The organism is Dehalobacter sp. TBBPA1 (assembly GCF_040931655.1).
Classification (GTDB): Bacteria; Bacillota; Desulfitobacteriia; order Desulfitobacteriales; family Syntrophobotulaceae; genus Dehalobacter; species Dehalobacter restrictus.
In genome coordinates this window covers 450,891-468,608 of the sequence record NZ_CP162385.1, presented here as the reverse complement: position 1 = coordinate 468,608, position 17,718 = coordinate 450,891, and the positions used below count along the sequence as shown (strand labels likewise).

32 protein-coding genes are annotated in these 17,718 nt (G+C 45.8%); all 32 read right to left on the bottom strand.

Going from position 1 to position 17,718, the window contains the following annotated elements; all coding sequences use genetic code 11:
• Positions 1–122: 122 nt before the first annotated feature.
• Positions 123–983, bottom strand: coding sequence for a tRNA pseudouridine(38-40) synthase TruA (truA, locus tag AB3489_RS02350; RefSeq protein WP_368293812.1), 861 nt, complete (start codon positions 981–983; stop codon positions 123–125).
• 162 nt (positions 984–1,145) lie between these two features.
• Entirely contained in the window at positions 1,146–1,487 is a 342-nt protein-coding gene (gene rplQ, locus AB3489_RS02345) for a 50S ribosomal protein L17 (protein WP_368293811.1), read from the bottom strand.
• Positions 1,488–1,507: 20 nt separating this feature from the next.
• On the bottom strand, positions 1,508–2,455 hold the full coding sequence (locus AB3489_RS02340; RefSeq protein WP_019225218.1) for a DNA-directed RNA polymerase subunit alpha: 948 nt from the start codon (positions 2,453–2,455) through the stop codon (positions 1,508–1,510).
• Positions 2,456–2,485: 30 nt separating this feature from the next.
• Positions 2,486–3,115: a 30S ribosomal protein S4 gene (gene rpsD / locus AB3489_RS02335; RefSeq protein ID WP_368293810.1), complete on the bottom strand. Its 630-nt coding sequence runs from the start codon at positions 3,113–3,115 to the stop codon at positions 2,486–2,488.
• Between the two features lie 12 nt (positions 3,116–3,127).
• The gene (gene rpsK / locus AB3489_RS02330; protein WP_015043918.1) at positions 3,128–3,517 is read right to left on the bottom strand and encodes a 30S ribosomal protein S11; all 390 of its coding nucleotides are present in this window, start codon (positions 3,515–3,517) and stop codon (positions 3,128–3,130) included.
• Between the two features lie 16 nt (positions 3,518–3,533).
• Positions 3,534–3,905, bottom strand: a complete 372-nt coding sequence (gene rpsM / locus AB3489_RS02325) for a 30S ribosomal protein S13 (protein ID WP_015043919.1) — start codon at positions 3,903–3,905, stop codon at positions 3,534–3,536.
• A 205-nt stretch (positions 3,906–4,110) separates the two neighbouring features.
• Entirely contained in the window at positions 4,111–4,224 is a 114-nt protein-coding gene (gene rpmJ / locus AB3489_RS02320; RefSeq protein ID WP_021315208.1) for a 50S ribosomal protein L36, read from the bottom strand.
• A gap of 20 nt (positions 4,225–4,244) precedes the next feature.
• On the bottom strand, positions 4,245–4,463 hold the full coding sequence (gene infA / locus AB3489_RS02315; RefSeq protein WP_015043920.1) for a translation initiation factor IF-1: 219 nt from the start codon (positions 4,461–4,463) through the stop codon (positions 4,245–4,247).
• Between the two features lie 38 nt (positions 4,464–4,501).
• Complete coding sequence (map, locus tag AB3489_RS02310; protein WP_368293809.1) at positions 4,502–5,254, bottom strand: type I methionyl aminopeptidase; 753 nt, start codon at positions 5,252–5,254, stop codon at positions 4,502–4,504.
• A gap of 6 nt (positions 5,255–5,260) precedes the next feature.
• Complete coding sequence (locus AB3489_RS02305) at positions 5,261–5,902, bottom strand: adenylate kinase (protein ID WP_019225215.1); 642 nt, start codon at positions 5,900–5,902, stop codon at positions 5,261–5,263.
• A 12-nt stretch (positions 5,903–5,914) separates the two neighbouring features.
• The gene (secY, locus tag AB3489_RS02300) at positions 5,915–7,204 is read right to left on the bottom strand and encodes a preprotein translocase subunit SecY (RefSeq protein WP_015043923.1); all 1,290 of its coding nucleotides are present in this window, start codon (positions 7,202–7,204) and stop codon (positions 5,915–5,917) included.
• Between the two features lies 1 nt (position 7,205).
• Entirely contained in the window at positions 7,206–7,649 is a 444-nt protein-coding gene (rplO, locus tag AB3489_RS02295; RefSeq protein ID WP_368293807.1) for a 50S ribosomal protein L15, read from the bottom strand.
• Between the two features lie 38 nt (positions 7,650–7,687).
• Positions 7,688–8,185, bottom strand: coding sequence for a 30S ribosomal protein S5 (gene rpsE / locus AB3489_RS02290; RefSeq protein WP_015043925.1), 498 nt, complete (start codon positions 8,183–8,185; stop codon positions 7,688–7,690).
• 24 nt (positions 8,186–8,209) lie between these two features.
• Positions 8,210–8,578: a 50S ribosomal protein L18 gene (gene rplR, locus AB3489_RS02285; protein ID WP_019225214.1), complete on the bottom strand. Its 369-nt coding sequence runs from the start codon at positions 8,576–8,578 to the stop codon at positions 8,210–8,212.
• A 43-nt stretch (positions 8,579–8,621) separates the two neighbouring features.
• Positions 8,622–9,164 (bottom strand): 50S ribosomal protein L6, encoded by a 543-nt coding sequence (rplF, locus tag AB3489_RS02280; RefSeq protein ID WP_019225213.1) that lies wholly within the window; start codon positions 9,162–9,164, stop codon positions 8,622–8,624.
• Between the two features lie 18 nt (positions 9,165–9,182).
• Positions 9,183–9,584 carry a 30S ribosomal protein S8 gene (gene rpsH / locus AB3489_RS02275; protein WP_015043928.1) on the bottom strand — a complete coding sequence of 134 codons (402 nt, stop codon included), beginning with the start codon at positions 9,582–9,584 and terminating at the stop codon, positions 9,183–9,185.
• Positions 9,585–9,612: 28 nt separating this feature from the next.
• Entirely contained in the window at positions 9,613–9,792 is a 180-nt protein-coding gene (locus tag AB3489_RS02270; RefSeq protein WP_015043929.1) for a type Z 30S ribosomal protein S14, read from the bottom strand.
• Between the two features lie 20 nt (positions 9,793–9,812).
• Positions 9,813–10,352, bottom strand: a complete 540-nt coding sequence (gene rplE, locus AB3489_RS02265) for a 50S ribosomal protein L5 (protein ID WP_015043930.1) — start codon at positions 10,350–10,352, stop codon at positions 9,813–9,815.
• Between the two features lie 21 nt (positions 10,353–10,373).
• Positions 10,374–10,718 (bottom strand): 50S ribosomal protein L24, encoded by a 345-nt coding sequence (gene rplX / locus AB3489_RS02260; protein ID WP_015043931.1) that lies wholly within the window; start codon positions 10,716–10,718, stop codon positions 10,374–10,376.
• A gap of 27 nt (positions 10,719–10,745) precedes the next feature.
• Positions 10,746–11,114, bottom strand: coding sequence for a 50S ribosomal protein L14 (gene rplN, locus AB3489_RS02255; RefSeq protein ID WP_015043932.1), 369 nt, complete (start codon positions 11,112–11,114; stop codon positions 10,746–10,748).
• A gap of 42 nt (positions 11,115–11,156) precedes the next feature.
• On the bottom strand, positions 11,157–11,417 hold the full coding sequence (rpsQ, locus tag AB3489_RS02250; RefSeq protein ID WP_015043933.1) for a 30S ribosomal protein S17: 261 nt from the start codon (positions 11,415–11,417) through the stop codon (positions 11,157–11,159).
• Between the two features lie 22 nt (positions 11,418–11,439).
• Positions 11,440–11,640, bottom strand: a complete 201-nt coding sequence (rpmC, locus tag AB3489_RS02245; RefSeq protein ID WP_015043934.1) for a 50S ribosomal protein L29 — start codon at positions 11,638–11,640, stop codon at positions 11,440–11,442.
• Positions 11,627–12,079, bottom strand: a complete 453-nt coding sequence (gene rplP, locus AB3489_RS02240) for a 50S ribosomal protein L16 (protein ID WP_019225212.1) — start codon at positions 12,077–12,079, stop codon at positions 11,627–11,629. The genes rpmC and rplP overlap by 14 nt, the downstream gene beginning before the upstream one ends.
• Before the next feature lies 1 nt (position 12,080).
• Positions 12,081–12,740, bottom strand: a complete 660-nt coding sequence (gene rpsC, locus AB3489_RS02235; protein WP_015043936.1) for a 30S ribosomal protein S3 — start codon at positions 12,738–12,740, stop codon at positions 12,081–12,083.
• A gap of 7 nt (positions 12,741–12,747) precedes the next feature.
• Positions 12,748–13,089 (bottom strand): 50S ribosomal protein L22, encoded by a 342-nt coding sequence (gene rplV / locus AB3489_RS02230; RefSeq protein WP_019225211.1) that lies wholly within the window; start codon positions 13,087–13,089, stop codon positions 12,748–12,750.
• A 20-nt stretch (positions 13,090–13,109) separates the two neighbouring features.
• Positions 13,110–13,391, bottom strand: coding sequence for a 30S ribosomal protein S19 (rpsS, locus tag AB3489_RS02225; RefSeq protein WP_015043938.1), 282 nt, complete (start codon positions 13,389–13,391; stop codon positions 13,110–13,112).
• Positions 13,392–13,409: 18 nt separating this feature from the next.
• Positions 13,410–14,240 (bottom strand): 50S ribosomal protein L2, encoded by an 831-nt coding sequence (rplB, locus tag AB3489_RS02220; protein WP_019225210.1) that lies wholly within the window; start codon positions 14,238–14,240, stop codon positions 13,410–13,412.
• Positions 14,241–14,266: 26 nt separating this feature from the next.
• On the bottom strand, positions 14,267–14,554 hold the full coding sequence (gene rplW / locus AB3489_RS02215; RefSeq protein ID WP_015043940.1) for a 50S ribosomal protein L23: 288 nt from the start codon (positions 14,552–14,554) through the stop codon (positions 14,267–14,269).
• Positions 14,547–15,179 carry a 50S ribosomal protein L4 gene (gene rplD / locus AB3489_RS02210; protein ID WP_015043941.1) on the bottom strand — a complete coding sequence of 211 codons (633 nt, stop codon included), beginning with the start codon at positions 15,177–15,179 and terminating at the stop codon, positions 14,547–14,549. The genes rplW and rplD overlap by 8 nt, the downstream gene beginning before the upstream one ends.
• A 25-nt stretch (positions 15,180–15,204) precedes the next feature.
• Positions 15,205–15,834, bottom strand: a complete 630-nt coding sequence (rplC, locus tag AB3489_RS02205; RefSeq protein ID WP_015043942.1) for a 50S ribosomal protein L3 — start codon at positions 15,832–15,834, stop codon at positions 15,205–15,207.
• Positions 15,835–16,013: 179 nt separating this feature from the next.
• Positions 16,014–16,319 carry a 30S ribosomal protein S10 gene (gene rpsJ / locus AB3489_RS02200; protein WP_015043943.1) on the bottom strand — a complete coding sequence of 102 codons (306 nt, stop codon included), beginning with the start codon at positions 16,317–16,319 and terminating at the stop codon, positions 16,014–16,016.
• A 160-nt stretch (positions 16,320–16,479) separates the two neighbouring features.
• Positions 16,480–17,682 (bottom strand): elongation factor Tu, encoded by a 1,203-nt coding sequence (gene tuf, locus AB3489_RS02195; RefSeq protein ID WP_015043944.1) that lies wholly within the window; start codon positions 17,680–17,682, stop codon positions 16,480–16,482.
• Between the last annotated feature and the right edge of the window lie 36 nt (positions 17,683–17,718).

The window sequence follows — 17,718 nt, the reverse complement described above, 5'->3', positions numbered from 1 at the left end:
GTACGATTTTTGAGTTCGTTATATCATCACCGGACGTGAAGGGCTCATTCACGTTCGGTAAAAGACTACTTAAAAAGTTTAACTAAAATAACGTCTTTCGTCAACCTATGGTTTCCTGTTTCTTAAAGTTCCGGAAAGATTTCACCGGGACTGGATGCGTGATAATTGACATAGGTCAAGGTGAGTCCTCTGGCCGGAGCAGTTTCACCTGCTTTGGTTCGATCCCTGGACGCTAGTACTTCAGGGATTTCTTCCGGCTGTGTTCGGCCTTTACCCGCATCTATCAAGGTACCGGCAATAATTCTTACCATGTTATATAGAAACCCGTCACCAATACAGGTAACAACGATTTGTTCATCCAGCCAACATACTTTGCAGCGGTACAGTGTCCGGACAAAACTTTTAGCCGAAGACCCAGCAGCGGCAAATGCACTGAAGTCATGTTTCCCTTCAAGCTGGGAAGCAGCCATTTGCATGGCGCTGACATTCAGCTGCAACGGCTCATGGAGAGAATACAGTCTTCTGAATACGTCAGGAATTCGTCCGTTATCGATTCTGTAATCGTATCTCTTCCACTTGGCGCTTTTCCTGGCACTAAAATCTTCAGGCATATCCCTGGCCTCACGTATTCTGATATCATACGGCAGAATACTGTTCATGGCCTTAGGAATCTTCTCCTGCGGAATACGCGCTTCTGAGCAGAAATTAACCACTTGGCCGGCAGCGTGTACACCAGTATCCGTCCTGCCCGCTGTTGTGATTTTTATTTCTTCGGCAAAAAGCTTCTTCCAGACCTTTTCCAGTTCTCCCTGGATAGTTTGTCCATGTTCCTCTGGCTGGCGCTGGAATCCGTGGTAGTTTGTACCATCATAGGCTAATCGCAGAAGGATGTTGCGCATTTTTTTCTCCAGCAATCTTATAATATTGAACTGGACGGTATGCTTGTTTTCAAAAGAGCCAACAGGAAGTTCGAAGCTGAACATGTGTCAATGTTCAGAGGTACGATTCATGTGTGTGATTAATGGTTATCGATACGCTTATTTGGTTTCGTTACCCGGTATCAATCAATTCCTGGTATCCGGTTTCCGTTATCTGCGATCGAACACCGAACCTCGAACTTCGAACTTCGAAATTAGGCCTTCATCTTAGTCCACAAGCTCAACTAAAACCATTTCGGCAGCATCTCCACGACGATAGCCGTTTTTCATGATTCTGGTGTAGCCACCCTGCCTATCGGCATATTTCGGAGCTATTGTATCAAAAAGCTCTTTTACTACCGTCTCATCCAGCAAAAATTCCATCGCCTGACGTCTGGCAGCCAGGTCACCCCTTTTGCCTAGGGTAATCATATTCTCTGCCAGGGAATTCAGTTCTTTTGCTCTTGCTTCTGTTGTCTCAATCTTTCCATGCTTCAGCAAGGAAGTTACAATATTTCTTAACATAGCCCTTCTGCGGCTCATGTTAACTCCAAGCTTACGGTATGCCAACTGTGATCCCCCCTTTAGGTTTAATCTTCCGGAGTACGGAATCCCAGCTCAAGTTCTCTGAGCTTGTGTTCGACTTCTTCCAGAGATTTGCGCCCAAGATTGCGTACTTTAATCATATCTTCTTCAGTTCTTTGTGTCAGTTCTTCAACGCTGTTTATGCCGGCGCGTTTCAGGCAATTATAAGATCTTACGGAAAGATCCAGTTCTTCAATGGTCATTTCCAGAATCTTATCTTTGGCCTCTTCTTCTTTTTCCACCATGATTTCAACATTACCCAGATTATCGTTCAGTCCGATAAAGAGCCTCAAATGTTCGCTCAAAATCTTGGCTGCGAGACTCGTTGCCTCTTTCGGGGTAATACTGCCGTTAGACCATACTTCCAGGGTAAGCTTGTCAAAGTCAGTCATCATACCGACCCGGGTATCTTCTACAGCATAGTTGACTTTATAAATTGGGGTAAAAATGGAATCGACAGGAATAACGCCGATTACCTGATCTGCTTTTTTATTCTTCTCAGCTGACACATAGCCGCGGGAACGTTCGACGTTCATTTCCATGAAGAGACGTCCGTCTTTATCCAACGTGGCGATCTTCAAATCTGGATTGAGAATCTCAATATCGGGACCGGTGATAATGTCTCTTGCGGTAACAACCCGTTCCCCTTCACATTCCAAACGCAGAACGCGCGGTTCATCCGTATGGCCTTTGAGAGCGAGGGATTTAATATTGAGAATGATCTCAGTTACGTCTTCCAAGACTCCTGGAATGGTTGAGAATTCGTGTAGTACGCCTTCTATTTTTACTGAAGTAACCGCGGACCCGGGTAGAGAAGAAAGCAGGATACGACGCAGGGAATTCCCCAAGGTAATGCCATAGCCTCTCTCTAAGGGTTCAATAATGAATTTGGCATAGGTATTATCTTCAGATCTCTCAACACATTCAATATTGGGCTTTTCGATTTCAAGCATCGGAATGCACCCCTTCTTTCCCGGAAAAGTTTAACGAGAATATTTCTCTACAATAAGATGTTCTTCAATCGGAATCTGAATATCTTCACGGGTTGGCATGTTGATTACAGTCCCTGTGATGCTGTTGATATCCAGGCTTAACCATGCAGGAACAGCACGATCCTTTAAGGATTCGGCCATTTCCTTGATTCTATTGTTGTCTTTGCTGCTTCCTTTAATCGAAATTGCTTCGCCAGTGCTGACGAGATAAGATGCAATATCGACGCGTTTGCCATTGATTGTGATATGACCATGTGTCACAAGCTGACGTGCTTCGGGTCTGGATGAAGCAAAGCCAAGTCTGAAAACAACATTATCCAAACGGCGTTCCAATAAACGGAGAAGATTTTCCCCGGTCATACCTTTTTGGCGGGCAGCTTTGTCGAAATATCCACGGAACTGTTTCTCAAGAACGCCGTAGATCCTCCGGACTTTCTGCTTTTCTCTGAGCTGAATGCCGTACTCAGTCGGTTTTTTGCCTCTAGCCTGTCCGTGCATGCCCGGAGCATACGCCCGACGGTCCACAGCACATTTATTGGTATAGCAGCGATCCCCTTTCAGGAATAACTTCTGACCCTCACGCCGGCACAGACGACATACTGATTCTGTATATTTAGCCATGTTTTACACCCCCTATACTCTTCTGCGTTTGGGCGGCCGACATCCGTTATGCGGTACCGGAGTTACGTCCCGAATAAGGTTCACTTCCAGACCTGCCGCCTGCAATGCTCTGATTGCGGCTTCACGGCCTGATCCTGGACCTTTCACAAAACATTCAACAATTTTGAGCCCATGCTCCATTGCTGCTTTGGCAGCTGTCTCTGCAGCCATCTGCGCAGCAAAAGGTGTGCTTTTACGTGATCCTTTGAAACCCAAAGAACCGGAACTGGACCAGGAAAGTGCGTTTCCGGTCGTGTCTGTTATGGTGACAATCGTATTATTAAAAGTCGACTTAATATGTGCTATGCCGCTTTCAACATTTTTACGTTCTCTTTTTCTGGTACGAACAACTTTACGAGCCATGCTTCAATGCCCCCCTTTACTTTTTCTTCTTTCCGCCAATTGCTCTTGCGGGACCTTTGCGTGTACGGGCATTGGTTTTGGTCCGCTGTCCGCGCACAGGTAGTCCACGACGATGGCGAAGGCCACGATAACTGCCGATTTCCATCAGTCTTTTAATGTTAAGGGACACTTCCCGACGCAGATCGCCTTCGACCTTGTATTCTTTATCAATTGTTTCCCTGATCTTGGCGACTTCGTCGTCTGTAAGATCTTTGACCCTGGTGTCAGGGTTAATCTGTGTTTTTGTCAGGATTTTTTTGGATTGAGAATTGCCGATACCATAGATGTAGGTAAGTGCAACCTCAACACGTTTGTCCCGAGGTATATCCACCCCTGCGATACGTGCCATCTAAATTTCACACCCCCATGTTCGATAATTAGTTCCAGTTACTTGATTTTCATATTTAGCGTCCGACTTTGTTAGTGTTAATCCGGTCCAAAGGCGACAACCCGCACATATTGCTAATCGATATTCTAAGTTCGTTGTCCGGTATTGTCTGCTAGATCTTTGATGCTTAATCATCGACCTTCGAACCTCGAACTTCATCCTCGATTTAGCCCTGGCGTTGCTTATGTTTCGGATTTTCGCAAATAACCATTACTTTTCCGTGCCGTCTAATAATTTTACACTTTTCACAAATCGGTTTCACAGAAGGTCTTACTTTCACCTGTGATTCCTCCCTTGTCCTTACTTAAATCTGTACACAATTCTTCCTCTGGTCAAGTCATAGGGAGAAAGCTCCACCGTGACCCGATCTCCAGGCAAAATTCTGATAAAATGCATCCGAATCTTGCCGGAGACATGCGCCAGTACCTTATGACCATTGTTTAATTCTACCGTAAACATTGCGTTCGGCAATGGTTCCAGTACTTTGCCTTCGACCTCAATCACATCTTCTTTTGACATTTGCGCCTATCCCTCCTTTGACATTTATTTACCGGTCTTCAGCCTTCAATTCGAGTTAGTATTTCCGGGCCATTTTCAGTGATGGCCACTGTGTGTTCAAAATGCGCCGATGCTCGGCGATCTTTCGTTACTACAGTCCACTGGTTCTCAAGAGTCTCAACCTGATAGCCTCCTAAGTTGACCATTGGTTCTATCGCCAGGACCATTCCTACCTCGAGTCTCGGCCCCCTGCCGGGTTTGCCAAAATTGGGTACTTGAGGTTCTTCATGCATTTTTCTGCCGATTCCGTGACCAACATAGTCCCGAACGACCGACATTGTATTCTCTTCTACATACGTCTGAATAGCGCAGGATATATCAAACAGCCGATTACCTTTCAGCGCCTGGGCAATTCCACACCTGAGAGATTCTTCAGTCACTGCCAGCAGATTCTGAAGTTCCCTGCTGATTTTTCCTACCGGCAGTGTGATCGCAGAATCACCGACGTATCCGTCAATGATTGCCCCGCAATCAATACTGATAATATCTCCACTTTTCAGGGCCCTTAAACCCGGGATCCCATGCACCACTTCTTCATTAATCGAAGTACATAGTGTTGCGGGGAAGCCGTTATACCCTTTGAAGGCAGGAATCGCATTGCATTTGCCAATGTAATCTTCCGCTACTCTGTCCAGTTGTTCCGTAGTTACTCCCGGGGCAACCATTTCCCGCATCAGTTCCAGAGTTTCTGCCACGATCCGGCCAGCTTTCCGCATGCGGCCAAGCTGTTCCTTACTCTTCAGTTCAATCATGGCTTCTTACTCCAACACGCTGAGAACATTGCTGAAAACCTGCTTAATTTCTTTATCCCCTTGAATTCTCTTGAGCAAGCCTTGGTTGTTATAATATGCAATCAGGGGTTCAGTCTGTGTATTATATACCTTCAGCCGATTTTGTGCTGTTTCAAGTGTGTCATCGCTTCTCTGGTAGAGTGCACCACCACACTTGTCACAAACGTCCTGTTGTTTAGGAGCGTTGAAGACAGTATGGAAGGTTGCACCGCACTGTTTGCAGACTCTTCTTCCGGTGAGCCGTTCCAAGAGATCTGCTTCGCCCAGTTCAATGTTGATAACTCCGTCCAGGGCAATTTTCATGTCGCTTAAGATTTTCGCCAATGCATCCGCCTGGGCAGCCGTACGGGGAAACCCGTCCAGAAGGAAACCATTTTGACAATCAGCCTGAGCCAATCTGTCGGCTACAATCCCAATCGTTACTTCATCCGGGACAAGGCCGCCGGCATCCATGTATTCTTTGGCCTTCATTCCCAGGGCAGTCTGTTCCTTGATTGCGGCTCTGAACATGTCCCCAGTTGAAATGTGGGGTATATGATAATGCTCAATGAGCAAATCGGCTTGTGTTCCTTTTCCTGCTCCAGGAGGACCCATGAGTATCATTCTCATCTCGATAGCCTCCTACTTTAAAAATCCTTGATAGTGACGCTGCATCAGCTGATTCTCCATCTGTTTCATCGTATCAAGAGCAACGCTGACCACAATCAGCAGGGATGTTCCACCTAAATAGATGTTATCTATTCCGGTGAATCCCATGATTAGACTGGGGAGAACAGCAATCAGTGCCAGGAATATCCCACCTGCCAAAGTCACTCTGCTCAGGATTTTAAACAAATAATCTGAAGTCGGACGACCCGGACGAATTCCGGGAATAAAACCGCCGTACTTTTTAAGATTATCCGCGACATCTACAGGATTAAAGGTAATTCCTGTATAGAAATAGGTAAAGAAAATAATGAGCAATGCATACATGATCAAGTACGGTATTGAATAGGCTGAGCCGTTCATTTGCAGCCATTTCTGGGCAAAAAGAGCGAAGGCTGAGTCCTGTGGGAGCCAGGTCGCAATGGTTGCCGGAAAGGCCATTAAGGAAATACCGAAAATAATCGGAATGACGCCCGCCTGATTAACTTTTAATGGAATATGAGAGCTCTGTCCACCGTATTGCTTGCGGCCGACGACTCTTTTGGCATATTGAACCGGAATTCTTCTTTGGCCCTCCTGGATAAATACAACAGCGGCAATAATCAGCGCTGCAATAACCACTAAGCCTACGATTGATATCCAACCGATTTCGCCAACCTGCAGCAGCCCAACCAAGTACTTGATTGCATCTGGAATCCCAGCAACAATACCGGCAAAGATAATGAGTGAGATGCCATTGCCAATGCCTTTTTCGGTGATCTGTTCGCCCAGCCACATCAGAAAAGCTGTACCTGCGGTCAGTACGATTGCAATCATAATGTAAATTAGAATCCTAAGCGACTCTTGAGGAATCGTAAGCGCACCTCTTAAGCCGATGGTCAGTCCAAAACCGTTGATGAAGCCAAGTACAACCGTACCATAGCGGGTATACTGAACAATCTTTTTTCTGCCCTGATCGCCCTCTTTTGATAGTCTTTCCAGATAAGGAATGACGACCGTTAAGAGCTGAATAATGATCGAGGCAGTGATATAGGGCATGATACTTAATGAGAATACAGAGAAGCGTTTCAGGGAGCCACCAGAGAATGTGTTGAAGAAATCAAACAATCCTCCACTGCCCATCATGTTTTGAAGCACTTCACGATCCATAAACGGAATCGGGATGTGAGACCCAATCCTAAAGATCAGAAGCATAAGCAAGGTGAACCCTATTTTCTTTCTAATGCTCGGAACTTTCCAGGCATCCTTCAGGGTTTCAAGTATCAATTTATTCCACCTCTACTTTTCCACCGGCAGCAGTAATCTTCTCTGCTGCTGTTTTGCTTACCTTATGAACTTTTACGGTTAATGATTTGGTCAATTCCCCGTCTCCGAGTACTTTGACACCATCCTTGACTTTATTGATGAGTCCAGTCTCAAATAAAGCTTCAATGGTAACTTCTTCACCATTTTCAAATCTTTCTTCAAGATCGGATACATTGATGACCTCATATTCTTTTCTAAAATTATTTGTAAAACCGCGTTTCGGAAGTCTGCGGGTAATGGGCATTTGGCCACCTTCGAATCCGGGACGGACACCACCGCCGGAACGGGCTTTCTGACCCTTGTTACCACGGCCGGCTGTATTTCCAAGTCCCGAGCCGTTGCCTCTTCCAACACGTTTGCGTGATTTGGTCGAACCTTCTGCAGGTTTGAGTTCATGGAGTTTCAATATGGACACCTCCTTACTTGGTGCTACGATACATTATTTTAGAGTATTTCTTCCACTGCCTTGCCGCGGGCTTTGGCAACGTCGACGTCGCGCTTCAGCGCCTTGAGGCCAGCCATCGTTGCATTGACAACGTTATGAGCATTGGAAGATCCCAGTGATTTTGTGAGTATATCTTTAACCCCTGCTACTTCGAGTACAGCACGCACCGGACCACCGGCAATAACTCCGGTACCTTTGGCAGCGGGTTTCAGCAGAACCTCGCCGGCACCAAATTGGCCGAGAATCGGATGCGGGATCGATGTTCCTTTTAAAGGTACAGCAATCAGATTCTTTTTAGCATCTTCTACGCCTTTACGAATAGCCTCCGGAACTTCGGTTGCTTTTCCGAGTCCTGCGCCGACAATACCATTGCCGTCGCCGACGACAACCAGAGCACTGAAGCTGAAACGTCTTCCGCCTTTGACAACTTTAGCAACACGGGCAATGTGTACAATTTTCTCGGTGAGCTCCAGTTTACTAGGATCGATATTTGACAATGATTTTCCCTCCTTTTCTAAAGATTAGAAGTCAAGTCCTGCTTCTCTAGCGGCTTCGGCCAGAGCTGCAACTCTACCGTGATATAGGCTGCCGCCGCGGTCATAGACCACTTTGGTGATTCCTTTATCCAGCACTTTTTTCGCAATGAGTTCGCCAACTTTTTTAGCTCCCTCAACGTTTCCTCCGGACAGCTCTGCTGCTTTAAACTCAGCATCGAGAGAAGAAGCTGCAGCCAGGGTGATTCCAAGGTCATCGTTGATAACCTGGGCATAAATATGGTTTAAGCTTCTAAATACTGCCATACGCGGTCTTTCGGCTGTGCCCTGGATTCTTTTACGGACACTTTTATGCTTATGTTTCAAAATTTTTCTGCGGTCACTCTTTTTAATCAAGCTTTTTCATCCTTTCTACGCGGCAAGAGATTTTGCCCTTACCTTATTTCTTACCGCCGGTTTTACCTTCCTTGCGGCGGATGACTTCTTTTTCGTATTTAATCCCTTTACCTTTATACGGTTCCGGTTCACGTTGCTTACGAACATCTGCAGCAAAATTACCGACTTGTTCCTTATCGATTCCTTTAATGATCACCTTGTTCGGTGCAGGAACTTCGATTTCAATCCCTTCATAGGGTTCCATTTCAACCGGATGAGATTTGCCGACAGTAAGCACAAGTTTTTTACCTGAAAGAGCAGCACGATAGCCTACTCCGACAAGGTCCAAATTCTTGCTAAACCCGTTCGATACACCTTCCACCATATTGGCAAGAAGGGTGCGGGTCAGTCCGTGAAGCGAACGGTAGAAAGGTTCGTCGTTGGGACGGGTAACGCTGATTGTATTTTCTTCTACTTGAATACCGATTTCAGGCCGGAATTCTCTGGTAAGCGTTCCTTTGGGGCCTTTAACGGTAACGACCTGACCTTCTTGTTTAACTTCCACCCCGCCTGGAATGGTGATTGCTTTTCTACCAATTCGAGACATATTCTACACCTCCATCCTTTACCAAATATAGCAGATAACTTCTCCACCCAAACCTTCACTGCGTGCTTGTCTGTCAGGCATGATGCCTTTGGAGGTAGATATCACAGCAACGCCCAAACCTCCTAAAACCTTAGGAATCTGGTCTTTTTTTGCATAAACTCTTAAACCGGGACGACTGATACGTTTCAAACCGGTAATGACTCTTTCCCGGTTAGGGCCGTACTTGAGGTATAATCTCAAGACCCCCTGTTTATTGTCATCAATATATTCATAATCCTTGATAAAGCCTTCCTGTTTCAGCAGTTCGGCCAGAGCCTTCTTGATACTTGAAGCAGGAATTTCTACTTTATCGTGGTAAACCATCCCGGCATTCCGGATCCGTGTCAGGAAATCGGCAATAGGATCTGATGTTGTTGACACTTTTATTTCCCCCTTTCTCCAATAATGCTTACCAACTAGCCTTCGTTACACCAGGCAGTTCGCCTTTATAAGCCAGTTCTCTGAAGCATATCCTGCATATTCCAAATTTCCTCATATAAGCATGCGGGCGGCCACATATTTTGCAGCGGTTATGCACACGTACAGAATATTTTGGTTGGTGACGAACAATCATCGACGTCTTGGCCATATCTTAAGCCTCCTTCATATCTAGTCCTTAAACGGCATTCTGAATGCTTTAAGCAGCTCTTTTGCTTCTTCATCCGTATTGGCCGTTGTTACAAAGACGATATCCATACCTCTAATTTTATCAATTTTGTCAAAATTAATTTCCGGGAAAATGAGCTGCTCTTTAATGCCGAGGGTATAATTGCCTCTGCCGTCAAATGCCTTGGCGGATACTCCCTGAAAATCTCTGACACGAGGAAGCGCTACGTTCAGCAGCCTGTCAACAAACTCATACATCCGGTCACCTCTTAAAGTAACCTTCACGCCAATCGGCATGCCTGCACGAAGCTTAAATGCTGCGATCGACTTCTTCGCCCGTGTTACGACCGGTTTCTGACCCGTAATTGTCATGAGATCATCTACAGCGGAATCTATGGCTTTCGGATTTTGAATCGCTTCTCCCAAACCTATATTGATAACCACTTTTTCCAAACGCGGTGTTTGCATGATATTCTTATAATCAAATTTTTTCTGCAGAGCCGGGGTTATCTCATTTTTATAATAATCTCTTAAGCGAGCCACCAGAGTACCTCCCTTCCAGAATTACTTCTTATTTTCTTCCGGCAAATTGTGTCCGCAATTCTTGCAGACTCTCACTTTACCTTCTCCAGTAATCTTAACACTCTTCCTGGTGACAGAATTACATTCTGTGCAAAACAGCATCACATTGGAGCTGTGAATCGGAGCTTCTTTATCGACAATTCCACCTTGGGGCATATCTTTGGTCGGTTTCTGATGTTTCTTTACAACGTTGACCTTCTCGACCACAACTCTGCCCTTCTGGGTTAGAACTTCAAGAACCTTGCCTTTTTTTCCGGCGTCCTTGCCGGTTATCACCATGACCATATCGCCTTTTCTGACGTTTACTTTTGTTCTTTCGGCGGACATTATTTATTCACCTCCGTCCGGTTTTTTCTATAGTACTTCCGGTGCCAGCGAAACGATTTTCATGTAATCTTTTTCTCTGAGTTCACGGGCAACAGGTCCAAAAATACGCGTTCCTTTCGGACTCTTGTCATCTTTGATAATAACTGCTGCATTTTCGGAGAATCGAATATATGAACCGTCTGGTCTTTTAATTTCTTTGGTAGTACGGACAACAACAGCTTTGACAACATCACCTTTTTTGACAACGCCGCCTGGTGTTGCTTCTTTAACCGCAGCAACGATGATATCACCAATTGATGCGTAACGACGTTTAGAACCACCCAACACACGGATACATAAAAGTTTTTTTGCTCCGGTATTATCTCCCACTTTAAGGGTTGATTCAGCCTGAATCATTGGGCGGAACCTCCTTTCTTAGCTGCTTGATATTTCCTTGGCTTAGAGAATAACCGCTTTTTCAACAACTTTGACCAGTCTCCAGTTCTTTTCTTTGCTTAACGGTCTGGTCTCCATAATCAGGACGGTATCCCCTAGTCTAGCCTCGTTATTCTCATCATGCGCCTTATATTTTTTGGTAACCTTTACTGTTTTATGATAGATTGGATGTTTTTTTCTGGTTTCAATTGCAACAACAATCGTTTTATCCATTTTATCGCTGACAACTTTGCCATATTGCGTTTTGCGCATTGTTCTTTCCAATGTTTTTGCCTCCTTTCCTACCTTAAGCACGTTTGAGCTCGCGCTCACGGAGAATGGTTTTGCCTCTCGCGATCCCTTTACGGACCTCTTTGATCCGCATCGGGTTATCAAGTTGTCCGGTAGCTAATTGGAAACGCAAATTGAATAATTCCGTTTTGAGCCCGTCAATCTGTTTCAGGAGCTCTTCATCGGTCATATCAGGGAAATTCTTATTCTTCGCCATCTGCGCCACCTCCAACCTGTTCTTCAGCCTGATCCTCTTTGCGGACAAACTTGCATTTAATCGGAAGTTTATGAGCTGCGAGCCTTAACGCTTCACGGGCAACTTCCTCAGAAACACCGGCCAGTTCAAACATGACTCTGTTGGGTTTGATAACAGCAATCCAGTATTCCGGAGTACCTTTACCACTACCCATTCTGGTCTCAGCCGGTTTTGCAGTTATCGGCCTGTCAGGAAAGATATTTATCCATACTTTACCGCCACGCTTAATGTAACGGGTCATTGCAATACGAGCTGCCTCAATCTGCCGGTTGGTAACCCAGGCATTCTCGAGCGCCATAAGTCCATATTCACCGTAAACTACTTTAGTACCTCTCTGAGCCTTTCCTTTAAGGCTCGGACGATGTTGTTTACGATGCTTTACTCTGGTTGGTACTAACATTTTATAATCCTCCTTCCTCCTGAACGGACTTCTTGGTCGGAAGAACTTCTCCACGGTAAATCCATACTTTTACGCCGATTTTGCCATACGTTGTATTGGCTTCGGAAAATCCGTAGTCAATGTCTGCGCGCAGCGTATGAAGGGGGACTTTTCCCTCGTTATACCATTCTGTACGGGCAATTTCAGCTCCACCCAGACGTCCGCTGCATGAAATCTTGATCCCTTGAGCGCCTGCACGCATGGTGCGACCTACGGTCTGTTTCATCGCCCTCCGGAAAGAAATACGTTTTTCAAGTTGCTGAGCGACACTGTCAGCAACCAGCTTGGCATCCAGTTCAGGCTTTTTAATTTCAACAATATTAACTGCAACCTGTTTGCCGGTCATTGTTTCTAATGCCTTGCGCAGGTTCTCGACTTCAGCGCCACCGCGGCCAATTACGATCCCGGGTTTTGCGGCATGAACAGATACTTTGACCCGGTTTGCAGCGCGCTCTATTTCAACTTTAGGAACTCCTGCTTGTTGGAGTTTGTTGGTTACAAATTTACGGATTTTTAAGTCTTCGTGGAGGAGCTCCCTGTAGTTCTTATCAGCATACCAGCGGCCTTCCCACGAACGGATAATGCCAATACGAAGACCTTTGGGGTTAACTTTTTGACCCATGCTTTGCCTATTCCTCCTTCTTATCCCCGACGACAACGGTAATGTGACTGGTCCGTTTGCGGATCCTGTCAGCTCTTCCCTGCGCCCGAGGCATGATACGCTTTAAGGTTGGTCCTTGATCAACGAATACTTTGGTAACATACAGATCATCCGGACTCATTTCCAGGTTGTGTTCCGCGTTTGCTACTGCTGACTTCAGCACCTTGCCAACCGGTTCAGCAGATATATTCGGCGTAAATTTCAAGATCGCCATCGCTTCTTCAACTTTCTTACCGCGAATCAGATCTACAACCAGGCGCACCTTGCGAGGAGAGATACGGATAAATTTAGCAACTGCTTTTGTTTCCATTTTTCTTTACCTCCTCTCAACTAGCGTAAGCCGCTCGATTTTTCACTTCCGGCATGTCCTTTGAAAGTCCGGGTCAGTGCAAATTCACCAAGTTTATGCCCAACCATATCTTCTGTAATATAAACAGGTACATGCTTGCGTCCGTCATGGACGGCAATCGTATGACCAATCATCTGCGGGAAAATGGTGGATCGTCTGGACCAAGTCTTCAATACTCTCTTCTCGCCGTTTTTATTCATATCTTCCACCCGTTCTAACAAACGAGCGCTGACATAAGGTCCCTTTTTTAGAGATCTGCCCATTATGAGGTCTCCTTTCGCTTACTTCTTATCTCTACGCTTGACAATGAACTTATTGCTTTGGTTCTTCTTTTTCCTGGTCTTGGCGCCAAGGGCGGGTTTACCCCAAGGAGTGACAGGATTACGTCCAATCGGGTTACGTCCTTCACCACCGCCGTGGGGGTGATCACACGGGTTCATGACTGAACCACGGACTGTCGGACGAATCCCAAGCCAACGGGATCTTCCGGCTTTACCGATCGTCACGTTTTCATAATCCAAGTTCCCGACCTGGCCAATCGTGGCCCGGCACTCGATGTGGATCATTCTCATTTCTCCCGACGGGAGTCTGAGTGTTGCATAACTGCCTTCTTTGGCCATCAACTGAGCTGATCCACCGGCTGAACGGACTAACTGGCCGCCTTTGCCGGGTTTCATCTCAATATTATGAATCAGTGTTCCGACCGGAATATTCTTAAGCTTTAACGTATTGCCGGCTTTAATATCGGCCTGTTCGCCGCTTACAATTTCCTGGCCCACCTTAAGTCCATTGGGAGCAATAATGTAACTTTTAAAGCCGTCAGCATAGTTCAGAAGAGCGATGTTAGCAGAACGGTTCGGATCATATTCAATGCTAGCAACCTTGGCAGGAACGCCATCTTTGATTCTTTTAAAATCTATCAGACGATAACGTCTCTTATGACCGCCGCCTTGGTGACGGACTGTCAAACGTCCTGTATTATTCCTTCCAGCCTTCTTGCGCAGGGGGGCGATAAGGGAACGTTCAGGCTCATTCCTGGTAATCTCATCGAAATTCAGTACAGTCATCTGTCTGCGTCCCGGAGATGTTGGTTTGTACGATCTAATTGGCATTTTTTTCTACCTCCTTTGCCTTAAAACTACAGACCTGCAAATCCTTCAATTTTGTCGCCGGCCTTCAGGGTTACGATAGCTTTCTTCCTGGTAGGTGTCATGCCCGAATAACGGCCCTGACGTTTTTCTTTTCCTTTAACCTTCATGGTGCGAACGTCATCAACTTTAACTTTGAACATTTTCTCTACAGCTGATTTGATTTCAATCTTATTAGCTGCAGTGCTAACCCAGAAGGAGTATTTGTTTTCCTCTACCAATCCGACCGATTTTTCAGAAATGACCGGTCGAATCAGCACGTCACGAGCATCACGCATTGCTCAGCACCTCCTCAGTCCTCATCACAGCCGCCTTAGTAAATACCACAAAATCATATTTCAAAAGATCTATAACATTTAAGGCATCTGCTCTTGAGGTAAGCACTCCCTGAATGTTGCGCGCAGAGACCAGAACGTTATTATCGTCATTGTTCTCGACAACGAGAAGCGCTTTTTTATCAATTTTCAGAGCTTCCAAAAGTTTAACCATTTCTTTGGTTTTTGGCTGCTCAAAGCTGATTTGATCAACCACGATCAGGCTGTTGTCAATCACTTTGCTGGAAAGCGCAGAGCACAGAGCCAGTCTCTTCACTTTCTTAGGAAGCTTTTTACTATAGTCTCTCGGTTTTGGTCCAAATACGATGCCGCCGCCTCTCCAGAGCGGTGAACGGATCGTGCCGGCTCTGGCCCGACCTGTTCCTTTTTGTTTCCAAGGCTTGCGACCGCCGCCTCTGACTTCGCTCCGACCTAATGTAGAATGGGTGCCGACTCTGGCGTTGGCCAGCTGGGCTACAACAGCGGAATGCATAACATGGGTATTGGGCTCTATTCCAAATATCGTTTCATTTAATTCCATTTCTCCAACCGGAGATCCTTGCATATTTACAACCTGTACCTTAGGCATTGCTTTATCCTCCTTTCCTTACGGATTATTTCGCTTTAACCGATTCTTTCAGTATCAGCAGGCTTTTTTTAGCACCAGGTACGCATCCTCGAATAAGGATGTAGTTTTTATCAGTATCAACCCTTACAACTTCAAGGTTTTGAACCGTAACTCTTTCTCCACCCATCCGTCCAGGTAAATTTCTTCCCTTGAAAACACGAGCTGGCCCTTTCGCGCCCATGGAACCTGTACGGTGATGATATTTTGATCCATGACCCATGGGTCCGCGGCGGGCTCCATGACGCTTATGCATACCAGCAAAGCCCTTACCTTTGGAAGTTCCGACTACATCAACTTTGTCACCGGCTGCGAAGATATCTGCTTTGATTTCCTGACCAACTTCGAAGGAATCTGCCTCAGCAGTTCTGAATTCCTTGATGAAGCGCATGAATTTGACACCGGATTTTTTGAAATGACCTTTTTCAGGTTTAGTTGCAAGATTTTCTCTTTTCTCATCAAAACCAACCTGAATTGCATTATAACCGTCTGAAGCTTCAGTTTTTTTCTGCAGGACATAACAAGGACCGGCCTGAACAACAGTCACCGGAATCACTTTTCCGTCTTCTGCAAAAATTTGGGTCATACCCACTTTTTTACCCAGAATTCCTCTAGACACGACGCCACCTCCTGTACACTTTGAAGTGCACCGTCTGAAACGGGGCACGAGAGTGTAATCAATTAATATATTATATGCGTTTAGCAACACTTACCCCAAAGGTGTTCCACACCTCCGGGTGTTTCGTGTCACAAACATATCTATTTTACCACATATTCTAAAAAAACGCCAGACTCTAATTATAATTTAATTTCGATATCTACACCGGAAGGCAGATCCAGTCTCATCAGTGCATCCACTGTTTTCGAGGTAGGATCAATAATATCGATCAATCTCTTGTGCGTTCTCATCTCAAACTGTTCACGGGAATCCTTGTTGACATGCGGAGAACGTAAAATAGTGTAAATACTCTTTTCGGTCGGAAGGGGTATTGGCCCATTGACGCTCGCACCGGTTCTTTTCGCAGTATCAACAATTCTTTCTGCCGACTGATCAAGCGTTTTGTGGTCAAAGGCCTTCAGCCGAATTCTAATCTTTTGGTTCATTTCTTTACCTCCTAAATATATCGCCTGTTAAACAGGACTATTGGCGCAAAAATTCCCTGCCTTACGGCGGAGTCACCGAAGACAGCAACCTTTTGCGTAGAGAGCATCAGGGAAGCTGTGCAGAAAATTTCTGGCAGCTTCCCTTAATATCAGCAGCTAATTATTCGACAACTTTGGCTACAACGCCGGACCCAACAGTACGTCCGCCTTCACGGATAGCGAAGCGGAGTCCCTCTTCCATAGCAATGGGGGTGATCAATTCGCACTCGATGGATACACGGTCACCAGGCATAATCATTTCTGTGCCTTCTGGGAGTTTGATTACACCAGTAACGTCGGTTGTTCTGAAGTAGAACTGAGGACGATAGTTGTTGAAGAACGGCGTATGACGTCCGCCTTCTTCTTTACTCAGAATGTAAACTTCACCGCTAAACTTCGTATGCGGTTTAATACTTCCTGGTTTAGCCAGAACCTGTCCGCGCTCAATGTCTTTACGCTCAACACCACGCAGCAGAGCGCCGATATTGTCACCGGCCTGAGCCTGATCGAGCAGTTTTCGGAACATTTCAACGCCTGTGCAAACACTCTTACGCGGTTTTTCAGAAAGACCAACGATTTCAATTTCATCGCCGACTTTAAGGACACCACGCTCTACACGGCCGGTAGCAACAGTACCACGACCAGTGATCGTGAAGACATCTTCTACAGGCATCAGGAATGGTTTGTCTACAGCACGTTCCGGTTGAGGAATATAGCTGTCAACAGCATCCATCAGATTCCAGATTTTGCCGCACCATTCGCAGTCTCTCTGTCCGCATCCGCACTCCAGAGCTTTGAGTCCGGAACCGGGAATAACAGGAATATCATCACCGGGAAATTCATATTCACTTAACAGCTCACGAACTTCCATTTCAACCAGTTCGAGAAGTTCAGGATCATCAACCATGTCAACTTTGTTCAGCCATACAACGATGTAAGGCACACCTACCTGACGGGCAAGAAGGATGTGTTCACGCGTCTGAGGCATCGGGCCGTCAGCAGCGGATACAACCAGGATGGCACCGTCCATCTGAGCAGCACCGGTGATCATGTTTTTAACATAGTCAGCATGGCCCGGGCAGTCAACGTGAGCATAGTGACGGTTTGCCGTTTCATACTCAACATGAGCGGTAGAAATCGTAATTCCGCGTTCACGCTCTTCAGGCGCTTTGTCGATCTGATCAAATGCAGTTGCAACAGCACCGCCAACCTTGGACAAAACAAATGTAATCGCAGCAGTCGTTGTCGTTTTACCATGGTCAACGTGGCCAATTGTACCTACGTTAACGTGCGGCTTGGAACGGTCAAATTTTTGTTTACCCATTTAAGTTTCACTCCTTAAATAAATTTGTTATTTTTT